The sequence below is a fragment of the Fulvivirga sp. genome (genome assembly GCF_040218215.1).
Classification (GTDB): Bacteria; Bacteroidota; Bacteroidia; order Cytophagales; family Cyclobacteriaceae; genus Fulvivirga.
Genome location: NZ_JAVJQL010000022.1, coordinates 60,937 through 79,150, shown reverse-complemented (window position 1 = coordinate 79,150; position 18,214 = coordinate 60,937). Strand labels below are relative to the sequence as shown.

The window sequence follows — 18,214 nt, the reverse complement described above, 5'->3', positions numbered from 1 at the left end:
ACTGGCTTTTTTTGTTTGTAATGCCTCCATTTGGGTTAATTTATATGAATGGTTAAACATTAACAGCTACTTATGCATTACTTTGCAGTCAACTTATACTTATGAATACTACTGGAAAAACTGTCATCATTGTGGTTATAGTACTGTCTGCTCTCGGGTTTATTTTCTACCCAAATTGGTCAGGCTCTGGTGATGAACCGACACTTACGCAAACAACTTCTGCACCATCAAAATTGACTGTTAATGCATTGGTTGTAAAAAAACAAAAACTTGACAATGATTTACGGGTAACGGGCTCATTGATAGCCAATGAATCTGTAGTCTTAAAACCTGAAGTTTCTGGTCGAATTACACAGATAAACTTCAAAGAGGGACAGCCCGTGAGAAAAGGTCAGCTCCTTATTCAATTGAATGACTCTGAAATTAGAGCAGAGATTGAGAAGCTAAACTACACTAAGAAGCTTAACAATGACAATGAGTTCAGGCAAGAGCAATTATTAAAAAAAGAAGCGATTAGCCAGGAAGAATATGAAACGGCATTAACAACCCTTAATACAACACTGGCGGAAATAAAAGTACAGGAAGTGCAACTTCAAAAACATCAAATAAGAGCACCTTTTGATGGTATAGCAGGTTTAAGGAGCGTAAGTAATGGCAGTTACATAAGCTCTTCTGACGAACTTGTGACCATCTACAGCATTAACCCTATAAAAATCGACTTCTCTGTGCCGGGTAAATATGCCGCTGAAGTAACTGTTGGTGATGTCATAAAATTTCAAATTGACGGGTATGAAAATGAGGTTTTTGAAGGGAAAATATTTGCTATAGAACCGCAGATAGATCCGGAAACAAGATCTATAAGCATTAGGGCCCTAAGCGAGAACGAAGAAAATAAATTGCTTCCAGGTCAGTTTGCTAAAATCAATTTGACCATATCTACTTTTGAAGAGGCCCTACTCATTCCGACTGAAGCAGTTATACCTGAACTGAATGGCAAAAAAGTTTTTGTCAGAGTAAACGGTAAAGTTGAATCCAAAAGTATTGAGACCGGAATTCGCATGGCGGATAAAATTCAGGTTACTAGCGGTCTGGTTAGTGGAGATACCGTTATAACAACAGGGATATTACAACTTCAGCCAGCTATGGAAGTTGACTTAAACATAATTAGCAACTAGCATGAGTAGTTTATCCAATGTAAGTATTGAACGTCCGGTATTGGCGATTGTGATGTCATTGCTCATTATTATAATGGGAGTGGTAGGATTTAACTTTCTTGGTGTACGTGAATACCCCAGTGTTGACCCTCCTGTCATCTCCGTGTCTACCTCCTACCCGGGTGCAAATGCCGAAATTATTGAAACTCAAATAACAGAGCCCCTTGAGGAGTCAATTAACGGAATTGCAGGTATAAAGTCACTCACTTCTACTTCAAGGGATGGAAGAAGCACTATTAGAGTGGAATTTAGCATAGACAGCGACTTAGAGGCCGCTGCAAATGACGTGCGCGACAAAACATCAAGAGCAGTAAGAAACTTGCCTGCAGATGCCGAACCACCCGTTGTTTCTAAATCTGATGCTGATAGTTCACCAATTATGGGTGTTAGGGTTTTTAGCAAACAGAGAAATCTGTTAGAGATTTCGGAAATCGCTGAGAACTTGTTCAAAGAGAATTTTCAGACGATAGCAGGAGTTAGTCAGGTTGATATTTGGGGAGATAAAAGATATTCTATCAGGCTTTGGATGGATCCTGATAAACTGGCAGCCTATAAAATCACACCTCTAGATATTCTTAATGCCGTTTCTACACAAAACTTAGAACTGCCTTCAGGTAGAATTGAAGGTAGTGCTACTGAGCTTTCGGTAAGAACACAAGGAAGATTAAACAGCCCTGAAGAATTTAACGACCTGATTATAAGAGAGGATCAAAATGGTGTAATCCGATTCAGGGATGTTGGAAGATCTGAGTTCTACCCTGAAAATGATCGATCAATACTTAAAAACAATGGTACTCCTATGGTAATTGTGGTTCTAAGGCCACAACCGGGATCAAATAACCTGGAGATATCTAAAGAATTTTACACCAGGCTTGAGGCAATCAGGAAAAACCTTCCTAGTGACATCGAGACACAAATATCATTTGACAATACAGAGTACATATCTGATTCTATTGATGAAGTTGAGCAAACTATATATGTGGCCTTTGCGCTGGTAGCGCTTATAATTTTTGCCTTCCTGCGCGATTGGAGAACGACTTTTATCCCAATTGTAACCGTGCCCATCAGTTTGATAGGCTCATTTTTCCTAATGTATGCCTTCGGGTTTTCAATCAATGTGCTAACATTATTGGGAATAGTATTGGCCATCGGATTAGTCGTAGATGATGCCATAGTTGTTTTAGAAAATATTTATAGTAAAATAGAAGGCGGTCAAGACCCAGATGAAGCGGCTAAGAATGGTTCTAAAGAAATTTTCTTTGCCGTAATAAGTACCACAGTGGCGCTCACCTCCGTATTTTTTCCCATCGTATTTCTTGATGGGTTAACGGGTCGACTTTTTAGGGAATTTGGTGTAACGGTAGCAGGAGCAGTAATAATTTCAAGTTTCGTGGCCCTAACGCTTACCCCGATGTTAAGCTCCAAAATGCTTAAGAAGCGAGCAAAGAAACAATGGTTTTATGCCAAAACAGAGCCCTTCTTTGAGTGGCTTAATAATGGTTATGCCAATCTCCTGGGCAAGTTCATGAAATTCAGATGGTTAGCTTTTGTCATCATCATTCTGTCGGTAGCGGGTATTTATGCATTAATTAACAACATTCAACAAGAGTTGGCGCCATTAGAGGATAGAGGTAATTTTAGGGTTGTTGCCACTGGTCCTGAAGGTGCCACTTTTGAATACATGGATTTTTATGTAGATCAACTTACGGGCATGCTGTTAGAAGAGATTCCTGAAAACAATTCTATATTAACTATAACCTCTCCAGGATTTGGAGCTTCATCTAGTGTAAACTCTGCCTTTGCAGTTATAAATCTTGTAGATGCGGATAAAAGGACAAGAAGCCAAGAAGAAATTGTTAACTCCCTTAAGCCCAAAGTAGCTGAAAACACAAGAGCCCGGGCATTTGTAACGCAGCCTCAAACTATTGGTGACAGAAGGGGCGGTTTACCCGTACAATATGTTCTGCAGGCTGGCACTTTAGATAAACTGAATGAAGTTATTCCTGCTTTCTTGGAAGAAGCCAACAAAACAGGCGTCTTCGATTTTATTGAGGTTGACCTTAAATTTAACAAGCCCGAGATAAGTATAGATATTGATAGGGAAAAAGCCCGGGACCTTGGAGTTTCGGTCAGGAACATCGCTCAGACACTACAATTATATCTAAGTGGGCAGCGCTTTGGTTATTTCATTAAAAATGGAAAACAGTATCAGATTATTGGTCAGGTTGAAAGGGAAGATAGAAATGATCCTTTAGATCTCAAGTCGATATATGTCCAAAACGATCAAAACCAATTGATTCAGATGGATAATTTAGTGACTTTAAGAGAGCGTACTACCCCACCACAGCTTTATCGTTACAACCGCTTTGCCTCTGCTACAGTTTCTGCATCCCTTATTGAGGGCTATAGTTTGGGCGATGGCATTAACACCATGGACGAGGTAGCGCAAAAGGTTTTAGATGGAAGCGTTACCACAGCCCTTACGGGTAGCTCATTAGAGTTTATGCAAAGCTCAGGCAACTTGTTCTTTGCTTTCGCTTTCGCACTTGTTTTAATCTATCTGGTACTGGCAGCGCAGTTTGAAAGTTTCAGAGACCCGTTAATCATAATGTTTACAGTACCACTGGCATTGGCAGGTACACTCCTATCACTGTACTTCTTTGGAGAAACTCTTAACATCTTTAGCCAGATTGGAATTATTATGCTGATAGGTCTTGTAACAAAAAATGGAATTTTGATTGTAGAATTTGCCAATCAACGGAAAGCACAGGACATGTCTATTGATGAAGCTATTATCGGTGCAGCTAAATCCAGGTTCAGACCAATTTTGATGACTAGCTTATCGACCATTTTAGGCATCTTACCTATTGCTCTGGCATTAGGTGCAGGTTCTGAAAGCAGGGTATCAATGGGTATCGCAGTTATTGGAGGAATGTTGTTTGCAACAATCCTTACCCTGTTTGTAATTCCAGCCATTTACAGTTACATCACCAGCACACAAAAAAGAGTAGCGAGAGTATGAGATTGATGAGCGTATTTATACTGATATTTTTACTTCCTTTTGGTTTGATGGCTCAGGAGGTACTGACCCTGGAGGATGCCATAGAAATAGCACTTGAAAATAACTATGGTATTAAAGTATCAAAAAGCAATCAGGAAATAACCGAAAATAACTACACATTAGGCAATGCAGGTTTTATGCCCATGGTCACCCTGGATTTTAATAAGAGCTTTGGAACCCAGGATTTTGAAAGAACATTAGCCTCAGGTGTAGAGCAGTCACAATCAGGTGCAAAAAACGAGCGTACCTCTTATGGAGCCACACTGAACTGGACAATATTTGACGGGTTTCAGATGTTTGCTTCGTATGATCAACTCAATACTTTCAGATCTCAAAGTGAGGAGTCTTTAAAGGCTGACATTGAACTTATCATTTATAATATTTCTGCTACTTACTATCAGGCTGCGCTTGAAAACGAGCGCCTCAATTTATATGACAGTAACGTCTTTTTTTCGCAAGAAAGGCTTCAGGTAGCAAAAGACAAGTACGAGTTAGGTAAGGCATCAAAGCTTGAGTATTTACAAGCCCAGGTAGATTTAAATGCTGACAAATCGCAACAGCTGACACAGCAACAAACCCTGGAAGCCACGAAACTGGAATTGTCAAGATTGCTAAGTGTGGAGTTGGATACCTTCCAGCTTGAGTATAACCTTGATACCGAGAGCAATGTCAATTTGGAAGAATTGTTGGAAGGTGTGTCATTGCAAAACCCACAGCTAACCTCCTTGAAACAGCAAGAACTCATAGCTCAATACAATGAAAAAATAAGTAAGGGTGACATGCTGCCACGTGTCAATATTTTTGCCGGCTACACACACGCTAAGTCTGAGTCTCCTGCTGGGTTTGCCATTGTAAATACATCAGATGATATCAACTATGGCCTTACTGCCAGTTGGACCATTTTTAATGGTTTTAATGTTAACCGTCAGATTCAGAATGCGCGTATTCAAAGAGACATTGCTACTTATCAATACGATAATCAATTAATAAACTTTAAAACTGCAATCCGACAAGGTTATTCAAATTACACTAACAGTCTTGATCTAATGGCATTGGAGCGTGAAAACCTTGACGTTGCCAGAGAAAACAACGAAATCTCCAAGGAACGTTATAAAATAGGTCTATCGACTCCTTTAGAGTTAAGGGAAGCACAATTAAATTTTCTTAATGCGGAATTACGCTTTCAAAATGCAGCATTCAATGCCAAGCTAGCGGCCATTGAACTCAAATATTTAAGCGGGCAGACGATTAATTAAGTCCTTTCTAATAAACCATATAGGTTTAATTCCATTATAACAATTAACTTATCTAAAGTTTTTTTGCCCTTGCTGGTGTTGTCACCAGCAAGTCTATAAGAATGTAATTTGTTGGTCACAAGACCAACAAAGGCAGGAAAGAACAATAAACTTTTCTAAAGTTTGAAACTTTAGAAAAGTTGTAGAACATCTAGTTGTAAACCTATAAGGTTTTGGAAACCTTATAGGTTTTTGACCTTGCTGCTGTTGTCACCAATGAGTTATGAGTTTGTATTTTTTGGTCACAAGATCGATATAGGCTCGAAGGCCATAACGTTAGATCTCCTCTCGCATAAAAAGTACAATGTATCAAGCGTCATCCCGGTTTCGAAGTATGAGAATACCGGGATCTGATAAGGTAAGAATATATATCATGTACTGTCTGTAGGGAAAGGGAGATTCCTGAATTCCGCTGCGCTGCATCAGGAATGACGGCACGTTAGTAGGCATCAGGTGCCCCTTTTGGTATTATTACAAGCGAGTTTCTTGGATGTATTTGTTGGTCATAAGAACAATAATGGCTTAATGTGACCAATAACCTTTTCTAAAGTTCTAAACTTTAGAAAAGTTGTAGAACATCTACTTGTAAACCTATAAGGTTTTAGAAACCTTATAGGTTTGAAGTTTTTTTAAATCTTTAAAGTCATCAAGGAAAAATTCTTTGATTTCAGCATAGTCTAATGATTCATAATCCAATTGTGAATAATCTGTAACAGGCTGGCCAAATTTCGCAATAAGACGTTCTTTAACGGTTTCATAAGTACAATCTTCTTGAGCCATATCAAGAAAATCACATAGCGGTGTACCTGCGTTATCTGCTAAAAAAATAACCTCCGTGCCTCCCAACATCTTAACCATTTTATAAAGATTTTCCCTAAAATCCTCAAACCAATACAGTCTATAGTTTTCATAGATTAAACTTAGCTTGTAAATAGTAAATAAAACGGTGCTGTGTTCGTACAATGTCGGTATTATGGCAAAAGACCCGTGAAAATCAATATTTAAAGGTGGGTAATCAGGGTCATCTTCTATTTCGTAAGTCCAATCCTTGTTTTCCTTTATGGTTTCTCCCTTTGCGTTCCTATAGCTGGTTTTATCAAAGTTTAACTCCTTTAGTTGTTTTAGGATTATCCCGGCAGTTTTTTCAAGCTGCTTCAGGTCTAAGGTAACATTGGTTATGGCGTGAAGTAGTGTTGACATGTTCTTTTTGTTTTAAACCAAGTCGGTTATATTCTAAAATCAAAATGCGGTTTATTTATCAATAAACTTTCCTAAAGTTTGAAACTTTAGGAAAGTTGTAGAATAATAGCTGAAAACCTGTAATTATAGGTTTGATTCCACAATGGCTATCTCCTCTTCTGTTAAGCCATACAGTTCATACACCAGCTGATCTATCTCCGCCTCCAAAGCACTGGTATCTGCCTTGGGGTCTGCTTTTTTGCAATCGATGATTTGAGTCACCTTGGATTCAATAATCTTTCTACTAGAAATATCATTAGGTATTAAAAGTTTATCAGCATATCCAGGCATGAAATGCATTGTTCTTATTGCTTGGTTATATATGAAGTAGTAAAAATAAAATGAAGTGAAACTAGAATTAATTATCCCAAGTAAAAACTCATTAGAATATTCATCATTTTTTGTACTGAAACACATTATTGTATTCAAACAAAACTGTCCCAAATTATCAATTGATCCAGTAATTTTAATGTGGGGCTTTGGTTTGATAATATGTGCAACTATATCTTGTACAACAACTTTATTTAAGCTTGCTTTAAGTAAATCAGTTTCATTAAGTTCACTTTTATCCATAAACCAAGGATTCGTCAAAGGCTTCATGAAATATCTTTGAACCTCTTTACCTGTGAGGACTTTAATTCCTCGTCCTTCAAAGTTGACCTTTGGAGTCATCCCTCCTTTTCCGTACCAACATTCATAAAAGCAATCAACTGTTTTAGAGTTTTCTCTAACTTTATCAATGATAGATAAACTTTGATCAGGTATTCCAAAGAAAAATACTTCTTCATTATATAGCCTCAATGGTATATAATCAAAATTCAAAAAATCACTGTTGAGAAAACCTGTTTTTACATTTTCTGTTTTTTGATTGCTTGCGACAAAAATCAACATTTCATATGCTGCTTCTTCAAATGACCTACTAGTATCAATTACTTGATTAACGTAAACATCATTTAAAAACATAGCTCTTATTTCAGACCATGACTTGACATAACTAAGTCCCTTTGGCACTATAAATGAAAAATTATAGCTTTTATTTAACAATCCGCTAGAAACCAGTTTTATAAAAAACTCTGCAATATCTCCTGTCGTTCCGTAAATTTTTCTGTTTTTTAAATGAGATTTAATCTTTTCATCAAATCCTAAGTACCTGCCATAAGGTGGATTCCCAATCACGGTATCAAAGCCGACAAAATCCCCATCATCGTTCAGTACTTCCGGAAACTCAAATCGCCACTCAAAGGCATTGTCATAAATTTTGTTGCTTTTTATTTCTTCTATTTCGGCTTCCAGCTTTTTGGTGTCTTTGGTCAGCTTTTCCACACTTTTGTTCCAAACGGTTTTTTCCTTTTTACTCATCTCAAACAGTCCGGTCTGGGTAGTGAGCTTGGCCAGTTCGCCACTTAGTTTATAGAGTTTTTTAACCTTCGGGTCGTTTTTGGAAATTTCGCTGCGGAAGTCCTTTTTTATATCGTTGATCAGCCGATCCATATCGTGCTTTTCTTCCTTGCTCTGGGCATTGCGATAGGCATCTACGGCCATACGGTAGCTGTCAATAGTCCACTTGCTTTTCTTTAAAGCATCTTTAATGTCTGCATCCAAATCAAAACGGCTTATCAGGGAGTTGCCACACTTTATGTTAATATCAATATTGGGCAGTGTTTCCAGTTCTGATTCGCTCTTGTAGTAAGCATTCTTCAAAAGTTCAATCCACAACCGCAAGCGGCAAATCTTTACTGAGTTGGGATTAATATCAACCCCAAAAAGGCAGTTTTCTATAATGGTTTGCTTCTCATGAAACAGTGCCTCCTGTAGCCGTTGGCTCTCTTTATTGTTTATACTGTACTCAAATAGTTCGCCATCATCATCAGTAATCACCAACTCATCGTTGACCACCTCAAGCACATATTCTTTGAGTCGCTTACCATCACGATCCTGGAGTATTTTGAGGTCGTTTTTAATGGCAATCATCTCATTAAGTGCCGATACCAAAAAGTGCCCTGAACCCACCGCAGGATCACAGATTTTTAAAGAATTGATAATGTTATTGGCCTCATTTCTATCCTCTATCTTATCATAGAGCTCTTTAAAACTTTCCGAAAGCTCCAAACTTTCTGAAAGTTGATATCCGGCATCCCTGAATTTTTGCACCACAGACCTACGAATGGTTTCACGGCACATATACATGGTAATGAAACCAGGCGTAAAGAAAGAGCCATCTTTATACCCATTGATTTTCTCAAAGATCAACCCTAAAACAGAAGCATTAATCAGTGTTTTATTATCTTCCTGAATGTCTTCTGCCCCTTCGCTACCAAAGTCATAGGCATCCAGGAAAGCAAAGAAATATTCCAATGCATTGAGTTCACCCGTGCGCTTCTTTCCATTATCATCTTTTAATACGGTAGAAGCATGTATAGGCAGCTTCTTTTCATCACGAAGATTACTAATAAAGATGGTATTGTGTTCGAGATCGTTGGGCTCAAACAAGGAAGAGTTGAGGTAAGGAACTTTAGAAAATCCATCTTTTACATCTTCATTCCGTTCGTTATGCTTTTTTGCCAATACCTGAAAGAAAAGACTATTCAAGTCATCGTAATTACTAATCTTCTTGAAATTCAGGAAAGAATAAGATTCATCACCCTTGTGGTAAGCAATGAGCTGGGCTTCTAATAGTTTCAAAAACAAAATTCGATTTACCCAGGTGATGGCCAGTTCAAGCCCTACATTGAACAACCGCTCTTCCATCGTTTCACCATACTGAGCTGGATTTTCAAGCCGATGAATCTTGTCCAGTGTATCTAATTGAATGACAGCATTTTCGAGTAGGGAGCCTGTATTTCTCTCTCCCTGTTTATTTCTTTGAATTACTTTCTTCCCACCATCCTTGGTTTCTGCCAGCCCAATGACGTGCAATAACTCGGTATAAAATCTCTTGTCTAACGAGTTGCTGTCATTGGCAAAAGGAAGTTTTAACAAATGCTCAGGAGAGAGTAATTTGAAAAGGGCTATTAACTTTTTATCATCATTTTTGTCTTCATTTCTAAGTGGCTTATCATAATCCTGCAAATCGAAGTGTGTGAAGTCTACCGAGCTGCTCAGTTGCTCAACAAACGGTTCTGCAATTTGCTTATAGAAAAAATCGGTCTTTGTGTCGGCCAGTCTTCCTCCTTCAAACTCTTCAAACTGTTTTACCAATTTTTTATTTTGGGCAAAAAGGCGCTCAAACGCTGTAGCATCAAAAATGAACCATTCATTGATATTGGTGGCAACCAGATACTTTATTTCAAGGTTTTTCTGCGTTATTCGTTCCCTTAGATAGTAGAGGATAAGCTCATGAAATGCCTTTTTGTTGAGATTGTCCTTATTGACCATCTCTGCTTTGTTAGTCGGTTTTTTTGCTTCAATAATTACCCCAACGGTAGATTTTGCATCCTTACCATTGTGAATGACAAGGTCATTCCTGCCTTTGGTATTTATAGAATGATCTGGCTCATAATAGGTTTTCTTTAAAAAGTGGGAAACCAGGTTTTTATGAAACTCCTCTGACTCGGTATCATTGGTTTGATCTATTAAGTGAATTAGGTTGGCTTTAAAAGCCTCAATTGCGGATCGGTTTGGTTTAACCTTTAAATAGGCTTTATTTAGGGATTTTCGGGGCTTAAGTCTATTTAAAATCATTAATTCTTATCAGTATTTAAAAGCTGTATGAATATATCCACTTAGTATCATATTAGCACATGAATGATCAGTAATTTTAGTTTTTATTGGATTTTTAAGCAGTTGCTGGTGTTGATTCCTACAGGTTTAAGAATGTATTTGTTGGTCATAAGGTTAATAATGGCAGGAAAAGTAGTGCTGCAATATTCTTTTCATTTTAACCTATATGGCTTTTAACCACATTATTCTTCCTTTGTCTCAATCAAGGATTTTTTCGAATGGATGAATTGCACTGATTTTTCATTACCATAAAAATATCCGGTAAATCATTTAATCTGACTAATCCGTGTTTCAGACTGTTTATAAGCACTTGCTGGTATTGTCGCCTACAGGCCTAAAGAATGTAATTTGTTGGTCACACGAACAACCAAGGCAGGAAACGTTCATTGTCCTAAGCCTCATCCCGGTTTCGAAGTATGAGAATACCGTGATCTGATAAGGTAAGAATATATATCATGTACTGTCTGTCGTGAAAGGGAGATTCCTGAATTCCGCTACGCTACATCAGGAATGACGGAACGATGGTAGGCATCTGATGCCCCTTATAGTAATATCACCAGCGAGTTTCTTGGGTGTATTTGTGGTCATAAGACCAATAAAGGCTTAATGAGACCAGTAACCTTTTCTAAAGTTCTAAACTTTAGAAAAGTTGTAGAATATGTAGCTTTAAACCTTGGAGGTTTTTAAAAACCTCCAAGGTTTACCCTATATAGCAAAATAAAAGCCCTGGCTTTTCAGTCGGGGCTTAATAATACAGATCGTGGTTGGTAATTTATTTACTTACTTTCTTTACAATTGCTTCGAAAGCTTCTGGGTGATTCATTGCTAAGTCAGCCAATACCTTTCTGTTAAGATCGATATTTGCTTTCTTAAGGTTACCCATTAACTGAGAGTAAGACATGCCGTGCATTCTTGCACCTGCATTGATTCTTTGAATCCAAAGGGCTCTAAAATCCCTTTTCTTAGCTTTTCTATCGCGGTAAGCATAACCCCAACCTTTTTCAACAGCATTTTTAGCTACTGTCCAAACATTACTTCTTCTTCCCCAATAACCTTTAGCGGCTTTAAGGATTCTTTTTCTTCTAGCTTTTGAAGCTACGTGATTAACTGATCTAGGCATTTCTTTAATTGTTTTTGGTTAGTGGCGCCCTACTGTTACATAGAATCTTTTATGGCCAATTAACCTGGTGAATAATTTTAACCTTGTTGAATAACTATATATTCAACATTAATTTTACATTTTTCTCGTCAGTCTTGTGGACTACGGTCATGCCAGTAAGATTTCTCTTCTGTTTTGTTTCCTTTTTGGTCAGGATGTGGCTTTTGAAAGCATGCTTTCTTTTAATTTTGCCAGTACCCGTAAGCTTGAATCTCTTCTTCGCTCCTGCTTTAGTTTTTACTTTAGGCATTTTATAATTTGTTTTCGATCTGTATTCTATTTCTTTTTAGTCGAAGGTTTTGGCGTTAAAAACATAATCATACGCTTACCTTCCAACTTTGGTAGCTGTTCAACCTTACCATACTCCTCAAGAGCCTGAGCAAACCTCAACAACAAAATTTCACCGCGCTCTTTAAACACGATTGTCCTTCCCACAAAATGTACATAGGCCTTCACCTTAGCACCTTCCTCAAGGAAGTTGATCGCATGTTTCAACTTAAAGTTAAAATCATGCTCTTCTGTGTTAGGGCCAAAACGAATCTCTTTGATGACAGTTTTTTGCGCTTTAGCCTTAATCTCCTTCTGTTTTTTCTTCTGCTCGTATTTAAACTTAGAGTAGTCAATAATTTTACAAACCGGTGGGTCTGCTTTGGGAGATATCTCCACTAAGTCTAAATTTTGCTCTTTAGCCAACTGAATGGCCTTACTAATAGGGTATACATCTACTTCGACATTCTCACCAACAACCCTCACGCTTCTTGCTGTGATAAGTTCGTTGATTCTGTAGGGCTCTTCTACTCTCCCTCGAAACCCTCTCTTCTGAAATCTTTGTTTACTAATTGTTACCTCCTTTTAGTTTTACCTTGAAAAAACAGTTTGCAAATATGAGTATATATTTTATATATATCAACCCGTACTTGCATTTATCGCCTTTCAAATCTGTGAATTAATTTATTTATAATGCGCTTTTTTGTTCAAAATGACCAATAAATTCCTCGATAGACATAGAGCCCAAGTCTCCTTCACCATGCCTGCGAACTGAAACCCTACCTTCGGCAGCTTCCTTCTCACCTACTATTAGCATAAAAGGCACTTTCATAACCTCTGCATCCCTTATCTTCCTTCCTATCTTCTCATCCCTGTTATCCAGGAATCCCCTAATATCCTTTTCGCTGAGCGTAGTGTACAATGCTTGAGCATAATCGTGATACTTTTCAGAAATAGGCAATATAGCTATCTGATCAGGAGATAACCATAAGGGGAAGTTTCCTCCGCAATGCTCAATTAAAACAGCTACAAACCGCTCCATAGAACCAAAAGGCGCCCTGTGTATCATCACAGGTCTGTGCTTTTGGTTATCGGCACCAGTATACTCCAGTTCAAACCTATCAGGCAATGTATAATCTACCTGAATAGTTCCTAGCTGCCAGCTTCTGCCCAAAGCATCTTTAACCATAAAGTCCAGCTTAGGGCCATAAAAAGCCGCCTCACCTTTAACTGCTACAGTTGACAGGCCTCTTTCATCAGCAGCCTCCTGTATTTCCCTTTCGGCACGTTCCCACAACTCATCTGCCCCTATATATTTTGCCTTATTCTCCGGGTCGCGTAAAGAAACCTGAGCAGTATAGTTTTCAAAACCCAATGCCTTGAACGTATACAACACAAGGTCAATAACTTTAACAAATTCCTCTTTCACCTGATCTGGTCGGCAGAATATGTGGGCATCATCCTGAGTGAAGCCACGTACCCTGGTAAGGCCGTGAAGCTCTCCACTCTGCTCATAACGATAAACAGTACCGAACTCCGCATAACGCACCGGCAAGTCCTTATATGACCTAGGTTTGGATTTATATATCTCACAATGGTGAGGGCAATTCATTGGCTTTAGCAAGAATTCCTCATCTTCATTGGGTGTTTTTATTGGCTGAAACGAATCTGCACCATATTTTTCATAGTGACCTGAAGTAATATATAACTGCTTAGAGCCAATATGAGGGGTTACAACTGGGTCATAACCCGCCTTCACTTGAGCTTTACGCATAAAGTTCTCCAAACGCTCCCTTAAAATGGTGCCTTTTGGCAGCCACAACGGCAAACCAAGCCCAACCTTTTCAGAAAAAGTAAAAAGTTCGAGTTCCTTTCCAAGCTTTCTATGATCACGCTTTTTGGCTTCCTCCAGCAATTCTAAATATTCAGTAAGCTCCTTTTGCTTGGGGAAGGTTATTCCATAAATCCTTGTAAGCTGTTTTCTTTTCTCATCACCTCTCCAATAAGCCCCAGCCACATTCATCAGCTTTATGGCTTTGATAAAACCTGTGTTAGGAATATGAGGCCCTCTACATAAATCAGTGAAATTACCCTGCTGATAAAAAGTTATTGTTCCATCAGCTAGATCATTTATCAGCTCAATTTTATATTCATCGTCCTTTTCTTTGAAATACTTCAGGGCATCTGCCTTACTTACATCTGACCTGATGAACTCGCTCTTATTACGGGCCAGTTCAAGCATCTTTTTTTCTACTGCAGCCAGATCATCTTCACCAAACTCCTGATCACCCAAATCAACATCATAATAGAAGCCATTATCTATAGGTGGCCCTATACCAAATTTCACGCCCGGATACATTTCTTCAAGTGCCTCCGCCAACAAGTGTGCTGACGAATGCCAAAACGTAGATTTACCTTCAAGATCGTTCCATGTAAGAAGTTGTACTGTGGCATCGGTAGTTATAGGTCTCGTAGAATCCCAAACTTCACCATTTACTTTTGCTGACAATACATTTCTGGCTAGCCCTTCGCTAATACTCATAGCAATGTCATGGCTGCTCACTCCTTTTTCAAATTCTTTAACGGAACCGTCCGGTAAGGTAATTTTGATCATTAAAATAGTTTATTAATTATTGATTTCTTTCCTCTCCACGGCAGGTGGAGGGCTGTTTCTGATACTATCAAAGGCCTGCTCCTGCTGTTTCAAACGCCACAAATATGCAACTTTTCTATTCAATATATCCAGTTCTTCTGAAGCGATAACTAAAGTAGAATCAGATTTTACCAAATTAGTGTAAACTTCCTGAGCATCAGCATAATTTCCCAGCTTATCTAATGATCTGGCCTTTAATAATGTGTTGTCAACAAACAAACTATCAATCTCCCAGCTCTTTTCTGCAATGAGTAATGAAGTGTCGTATTGCTGAAGAAAATAATAAGTCATTCCGAGGGTATTTAACACCTCTAAATCTTTGCTTTGCATAGCCTCAGCTTCTTTGAGAAAAGTAAGGGCACTGTCATAAGATTGTCTCGATATTAATAGTCTTGCTTTCTTGATGAGAAACTCCTCATTTTCATCATCGTGCTTAAGAAACGCATCAACATATTGTTCTGCAACGGCTTCATTTCTTTTATTTCTATAAATATCAAATAAGCTTCTATATGGTTTTATCAGATTACTTTGCTGTTCAATAGATAACTTATAACTGTTAATAGCTGCAGTGGTATCTTTCAATTCCAATAAAATATCAGCTTGTAATGACAGGTTCTCACCATTTCTATTAAAATCCAAAAGTCTTTGGATTGATTTCTTGGCATTTTCGGCATCATTTAATTTCAGGTAATTGACGGCCATCAACCGATACAACTCATAATTACGCAGTCCGCGTTGCTCAGCCTGTAGTGCAGCAGCAATGCTTTCCGCAGGGTTATTTCTCTTATCAAAAATAGAGCTCATTAAAAGATAATAATCCGGATCTGTAGATTTAAGGCTTACTGCCTTCTGAACGTCAATCCCGGCCCTTCTGTAATCTCCAATAATCAGGTATACCTGGGCTCTTTTATAATAAACCTGGGCATTGTTCTTATCCCTTTCTATAATATCATTAAGGTAATCCAGCACTTCATCCGCATCCTGAAGTTCTCCTGACTCAACTATCTGGTCACGGGAATATCGCTCGCACGAAAAGAATAACAGAAACGAAAAAAGAAGGAAATATGTGGATTTCAAATTATAATATGAATTGGAAACTGAACTTGATACCAAACTTACTTACATCTGGGTTATCAAGATAGGTTAGTCGATGTAAAAAATCCACTCTTAGTACTTTAAATATATTTTCTACACCATAACCTACTTCTATATAGGGTTTATCTTCTTCTAGTGATCCAATAGACTGAACCGGATTGCCCTCTAAGTCAAACTCAGGAATCAATGCCAAATTACCTTTATCGAGCTTTCCATAAAGTATGTTACCTGTTGCTACTAATCTCCATTTAAGCTTTTTCATCAATGGGATTCTGTTCAAAATAAATCCTTCAAAATAATGGTTGTACCTCAGAAAAGCATAGCTGTCACTGGCAAATTCAGAGAAATTCATCAAATTGAATGCCGCTGTTGTAAAAAAGGTAGATTCATTACCAATATGTGCTTTGAGTAGAGGATAAGGCAAATTCTCAAAGATATGTTCAGCACTGATATTGAAATTTGAAGTACCTAAAAGTCCCATTCTAAGGTCCTTTCTAATATTGATACCTATTTTATTGTATTCAAAATCACTGCCCACAATATCTGCAATACCCCTGGTGTATCTCAAAGTGAAAATAGGCCATTTTTGGGTTCCTAGACTTACCCTTTCATTATCGTTTTGAATGAACAGTTCATCTTTTGCAAAACGTGATTCCAAGGTCACTTCTGCTGTTTCAAACCTTGTTCTAATAGGTGAATCAGTCCGCCCAGGCTCGGTGTAATAAGCAAAATTGTAAATTGGATCGAATGATCGGTAGTTGAATAGAATTTTTTGAGTGTAGCCCTTAAATATTTCCCTTTGGGTAGATAATTTCAATTGGTTGAAGTAATAAGGCCTGATCTGGCGCCCAAATTTAGTGGCCGCCAAAAACACACTATTTCCTATTAAATCATCTGCCGCTAATCCCACCTGATCAATGTCACGGGTATATTGCACCCGAGCAGTTGTCCACCTTTTACGCGACAATATACGCTCAGCAAAACCACTATATTTCCACTCCTGATCGCGCTGGCCATAGGCAGCCCTTGCTCCAAATATCCATTTATCGCTAAAATCAACATTGGTTTTAAAACCTAACTGAAAGCGGTTGCCTTCAACGCTATTGTTGGCATATAAGGCCAAATATGGACCCACATCAATTTTACCAACCTTTTTGTAACCGTTAATAGCAATTTTAAGAATCTCAGTATAAGTTTTAACAACAGGTATATTCCGCAGTGTATCTATCATCCTGTATACAGACATTTCAGAAGCTGATAGCGGTTCATGCCTGTTCTGCGTCCAGAATTCATCATTATTATTGAGTTTGAAATCTTCGGCCACAACAATGGGATGTGCATAAAACTTGGCATCCTGAGGCTCATTTACCTTTATGTTTTTGGTGGAAGTGTAAAACTTAGCCAATACACCAGCCATGTTTTCTGTGATCTCACCGATATCCAACAAAATCCGGTTTTTAACTGGCACCCATGGGCCAGCACTTGTGCGGGCAAGCTCCTGCTGGATCTTAATTTTTTCAATATAGTTAAGGTTAGCAGTCGCACTTACAGTCACATCAATCTGCTTAAGGGCATACTCTTGTTTGGTAATCCACATAGTGCCATTAAACGCCAGATCCTGATCCCTCTTAGGGAAGAAGTCAAGCCTGTAGCAAAAATCCTCGCCAACCATGGCACTGTCAGTAAGATCATATTCATAATACAGCTTCCATCCATCTGCAATAGGAGAAACAAAGTCCTTACTTACAATATTCAGCCAGTTATTATAGAAGTTATATTCCTGAAAAGACGACCCTATGAATTGAGAAACAAGCGAACCGTCTTCAACCCCAACCCCTGTGATCTTTGATTTAAGAATTTTCTCATGCTTAAGTTTCGGATTTTTTCTGAAATAGTATTCTGAAAGTGTTTCAGAAATAAAAACTGGCAAGATTGGTTTCCCATCTTCACCCGCTATCCGCTCGACACTATCGAGTACCTGGGTTATTTTCTTTACAAACTTCTTCTTTTTAAATCTATCTGTGATATTATCAACATCAACCTCAATCTTGGTATAATTATCATATTGGTAAGCATCCAGGCTTGTTTTGTCATTGGCCGATTTATTATCAACCACATTTCTCATAATAGGAAATGCCGGGTTTTCGCCAGCATAAAACACCACCTCTTGAAGACTTGTAACTTCCTCTATTAGTTGGAAATTAAGCGTTTGGGACACTCCTCTTTTAATCGCCTTTGTTTTGGATGAGTACCCTATATATGAGCACAATACAGAATCTACAGGCAATCCAATATCCATTTTATAATTACCTTCAAAATCTGTAGTAGTACCTGTTGAAGACCCTACAAAAATAAGGTTGGCAAAAGGAATTGGGTCTCCGGAATTTGCATCGATTACTTTACCGGAGACTACCGTTCTCTGTGCAAAACCACAAATGGAAACCAATAAGAGTAGAAATGTTAGTATTCTCTTCTGCACCTGAATCAACAATAACGTTTTTAAGTAGTAAA

12 protein-coding genes are annotated in these 18,214 nt (G+C 38.2%); 3 read left to right on the top strand and 9 right to left on the bottom strand.

The window, feature by feature from the left end; translation table 11 throughout:
• Nucleotides 1-101 precede the first annotated feature (101 nt).
• The 3 genes from RIB54_RS15555 to RIB54_RS15545 are packed head-to-tail and all read left to right on the top strand — an operon-like array spanning nucleotide 102 to nucleotide 5,531.
• Nucleotides 102-1,175 carry an efflux RND transporter periplasmic adaptor subunit gene (locus RIB54_RS15555; RefSeq protein WP_350101750.1) on the top strand — a complete coding sequence of 358 codons (1,074 nt, stop codon included), beginning with the start codon at nucleotides 102-104 and terminating at the stop codon, nucleotides 1,173-1,175.
• A gap of 1 nt (nucleotide 1,176) precedes the next feature.
• Nucleotides 1,177-4,236 carry an efflux RND transporter permease subunit gene (locus tag RIB54_RS15550; protein ID WP_350101749.1) on the top strand — a complete coding sequence of 1,020 codons (3,060 nt, stop codon included), beginning with the start codon at nucleotides 1,177-1,179 and terminating at the stop codon, nucleotides 4,234-4,236.
• 5 nt (nucleotides 4,237-4,241) lie between these two features.
• Nucleotides 4,242-5,531, top strand: coding sequence for a TolC family protein (locus tag RIB54_RS15545; protein WP_350101748.1), 1,290 nt, complete (start codon nucleotides 4,242-4,244; stop codon nucleotides 5,529-5,531).
• A gap of 348 nt (nucleotides 5,532-5,879) precedes the next feature.
• Here the strand turns inward: RIB54_RS15545 and RIB54_RS15540 are convergent, their stop codons facing one another.
• From RIB54_RS15540 to RIB54_RS15500, 9 genes are all read right to left on the bottom strand, one after another.
• Nucleotides 5,880-6,020 carry a hypothetical protein gene (locus RIB54_RS15540; RefSeq protein ID WP_350065888.1) on the bottom strand — a complete coding sequence of 47 codons (141 nt, stop codon included), beginning with the start codon at nucleotides 6,018-6,020 and terminating at the stop codon, nucleotides 5,880-5,882.
• 141 nt (nucleotides 6,021-6,161) lie between these two features.
• Entirely contained in the window at nucleotides 6,162-6,770 is a 609-nt protein-coding gene (locus RIB54_RS15535) for a hypothetical protein (RefSeq protein ID WP_350101747.1), read from the bottom strand.
• A 123-nt stretch (nucleotides 6,771-6,893) separates the two neighbouring features.
• A complete protein-coding gene (locus RIB54_RS15530; RefSeq protein ID WP_350101746.1) occupies nucleotides 6,894-10,490 on the bottom strand; it encodes a DUF7149 domain-containing protein in 3,597 nt (1,198 codons plus the stop codon).
• Between the two features lie 811 nt (nucleotides 10,491-11,301).
• Entirely contained in the window at nucleotides 11,302-11,649 is a 348-nt protein-coding gene (gene rplT, locus RIB54_RS15525) for a 50S ribosomal protein L20 (RefSeq protein ID WP_155183478.1), read from the bottom strand.
• 94 nt (nucleotides 11,650-11,743) lie between these two features.
• Nucleotides 11,744-11,938 (bottom strand): 50S ribosomal protein L35, encoded by a 195-nt coding sequence (rpmI, locus tag RIB54_RS15520; protein WP_350065892.1) that lies wholly within the window; start codon nucleotides 11,936-11,938, stop codon nucleotides 11,744-11,746.
• Between the two features lie 26 nt (nucleotides 11,939-11,964).
• The gene (infC, locus tag RIB54_RS15515) at nucleotides 11,965-12,528 is read right to left on the bottom strand and encodes a translation initiation factor IF-3 (protein WP_350065902.1); all 564 of its coding nucleotides are present in this window, start codon (nucleotides 12,526-12,528) and stop codon (nucleotides 11,965-11,967) included.
• Between the two features lie 115 nt (nucleotides 12,529-12,643).
• The gene (thrS, locus tag RIB54_RS15510; protein WP_350101745.1) at nucleotides 12,644-14,569 is read right to left on the bottom strand and encodes a threonine--tRNA ligase; all 1,926 of its coding nucleotides are present in this window, start codon (nucleotides 14,567-14,569) and stop codon (nucleotides 12,644-12,646) included.
• A 12-nt stretch (nucleotides 14,570-14,581) separates the two neighbouring features.
• Nucleotides 14,582-15,685, bottom strand: coding sequence for a tetratricopeptide repeat protein (locus RIB54_RS15505; protein WP_350101744.1), 1,104 nt, complete (start codon nucleotides 15,683-15,685; stop codon nucleotides 14,582-14,584).
• A 1-nt stretch (nucleotide 15,686) separates the two neighbouring features.
• A complete protein-coding gene (locus tag RIB54_RS15500; RefSeq protein ID WP_350101742.1) occupies nucleotides 15,687-18,182 on the bottom strand; it encodes a DUF5686 and carboxypeptidase-like regulatory domain-containing protein in 2,496 nt (831 codons plus the stop codon).
• Between the last annotated feature and the right edge of the window lie 32 nt (nucleotides 18,183-18,214).

Coding starts and splice junctions, on each gene's coding strand:
- RIB54_RS15555 (WP_350101750.1), top strand. CDS start 102: ATGAATACTACTGGAAAAACTGTCATCATTGTGGTTATAGTACTGTCT.
- RIB54_RS15550 (WP_350101749.1), top strand. CDS start 1,177: ATGAGTAGTTTATCCAATGTAAGTATTGAACGTCCGGTATTGGCGATT.
- RIB54_RS15545 (WP_350101748.1), top strand. CDS start 4,242: ATGAGCGTATTTATACTGATATTTTTACTTCCTTTTGGTTTGATGGCT.
- RIB54_RS15540 (WP_350065888.1), bottom strand. CDS start 6,020: ATGCCTACTAACGTGCCGTCATTCCTGATGCAGCGCAGCGGAATTCAG.
- RIB54_RS15535 (WP_350101747.1), bottom strand. CDS start 6,770: ATGTCAACACTACTTCACGCCATAACCAATGTTACCTTAGACCTGAAG.
- RIB54_RS15530 (WP_350101746.1), bottom strand. CDS start 10,490: ATGATTTTAAATAGACTTAAGCCCCGAAAATCCCTAAATAAAGCCTAT.
- rplT (WP_155183478.1), bottom strand. CDS start 11,649: ATGCCTAGATCAGTTAATCACGTAGCTTCAAAAGCTAGAAGAAAAAGA.
- rpmI (WP_350065892.1), bottom strand. CDS start 11,938: ATGCCTAAAGTAAAAACTAAAGCAGGAGCGAAGAAGAGATTCAAGCTT.
- thrS (WP_350101745.1), bottom strand. CDS start 14,569: ATGATCAAAATTACCTTACCGGACGGTTCCGTTAAAGAATTTGAAAAA.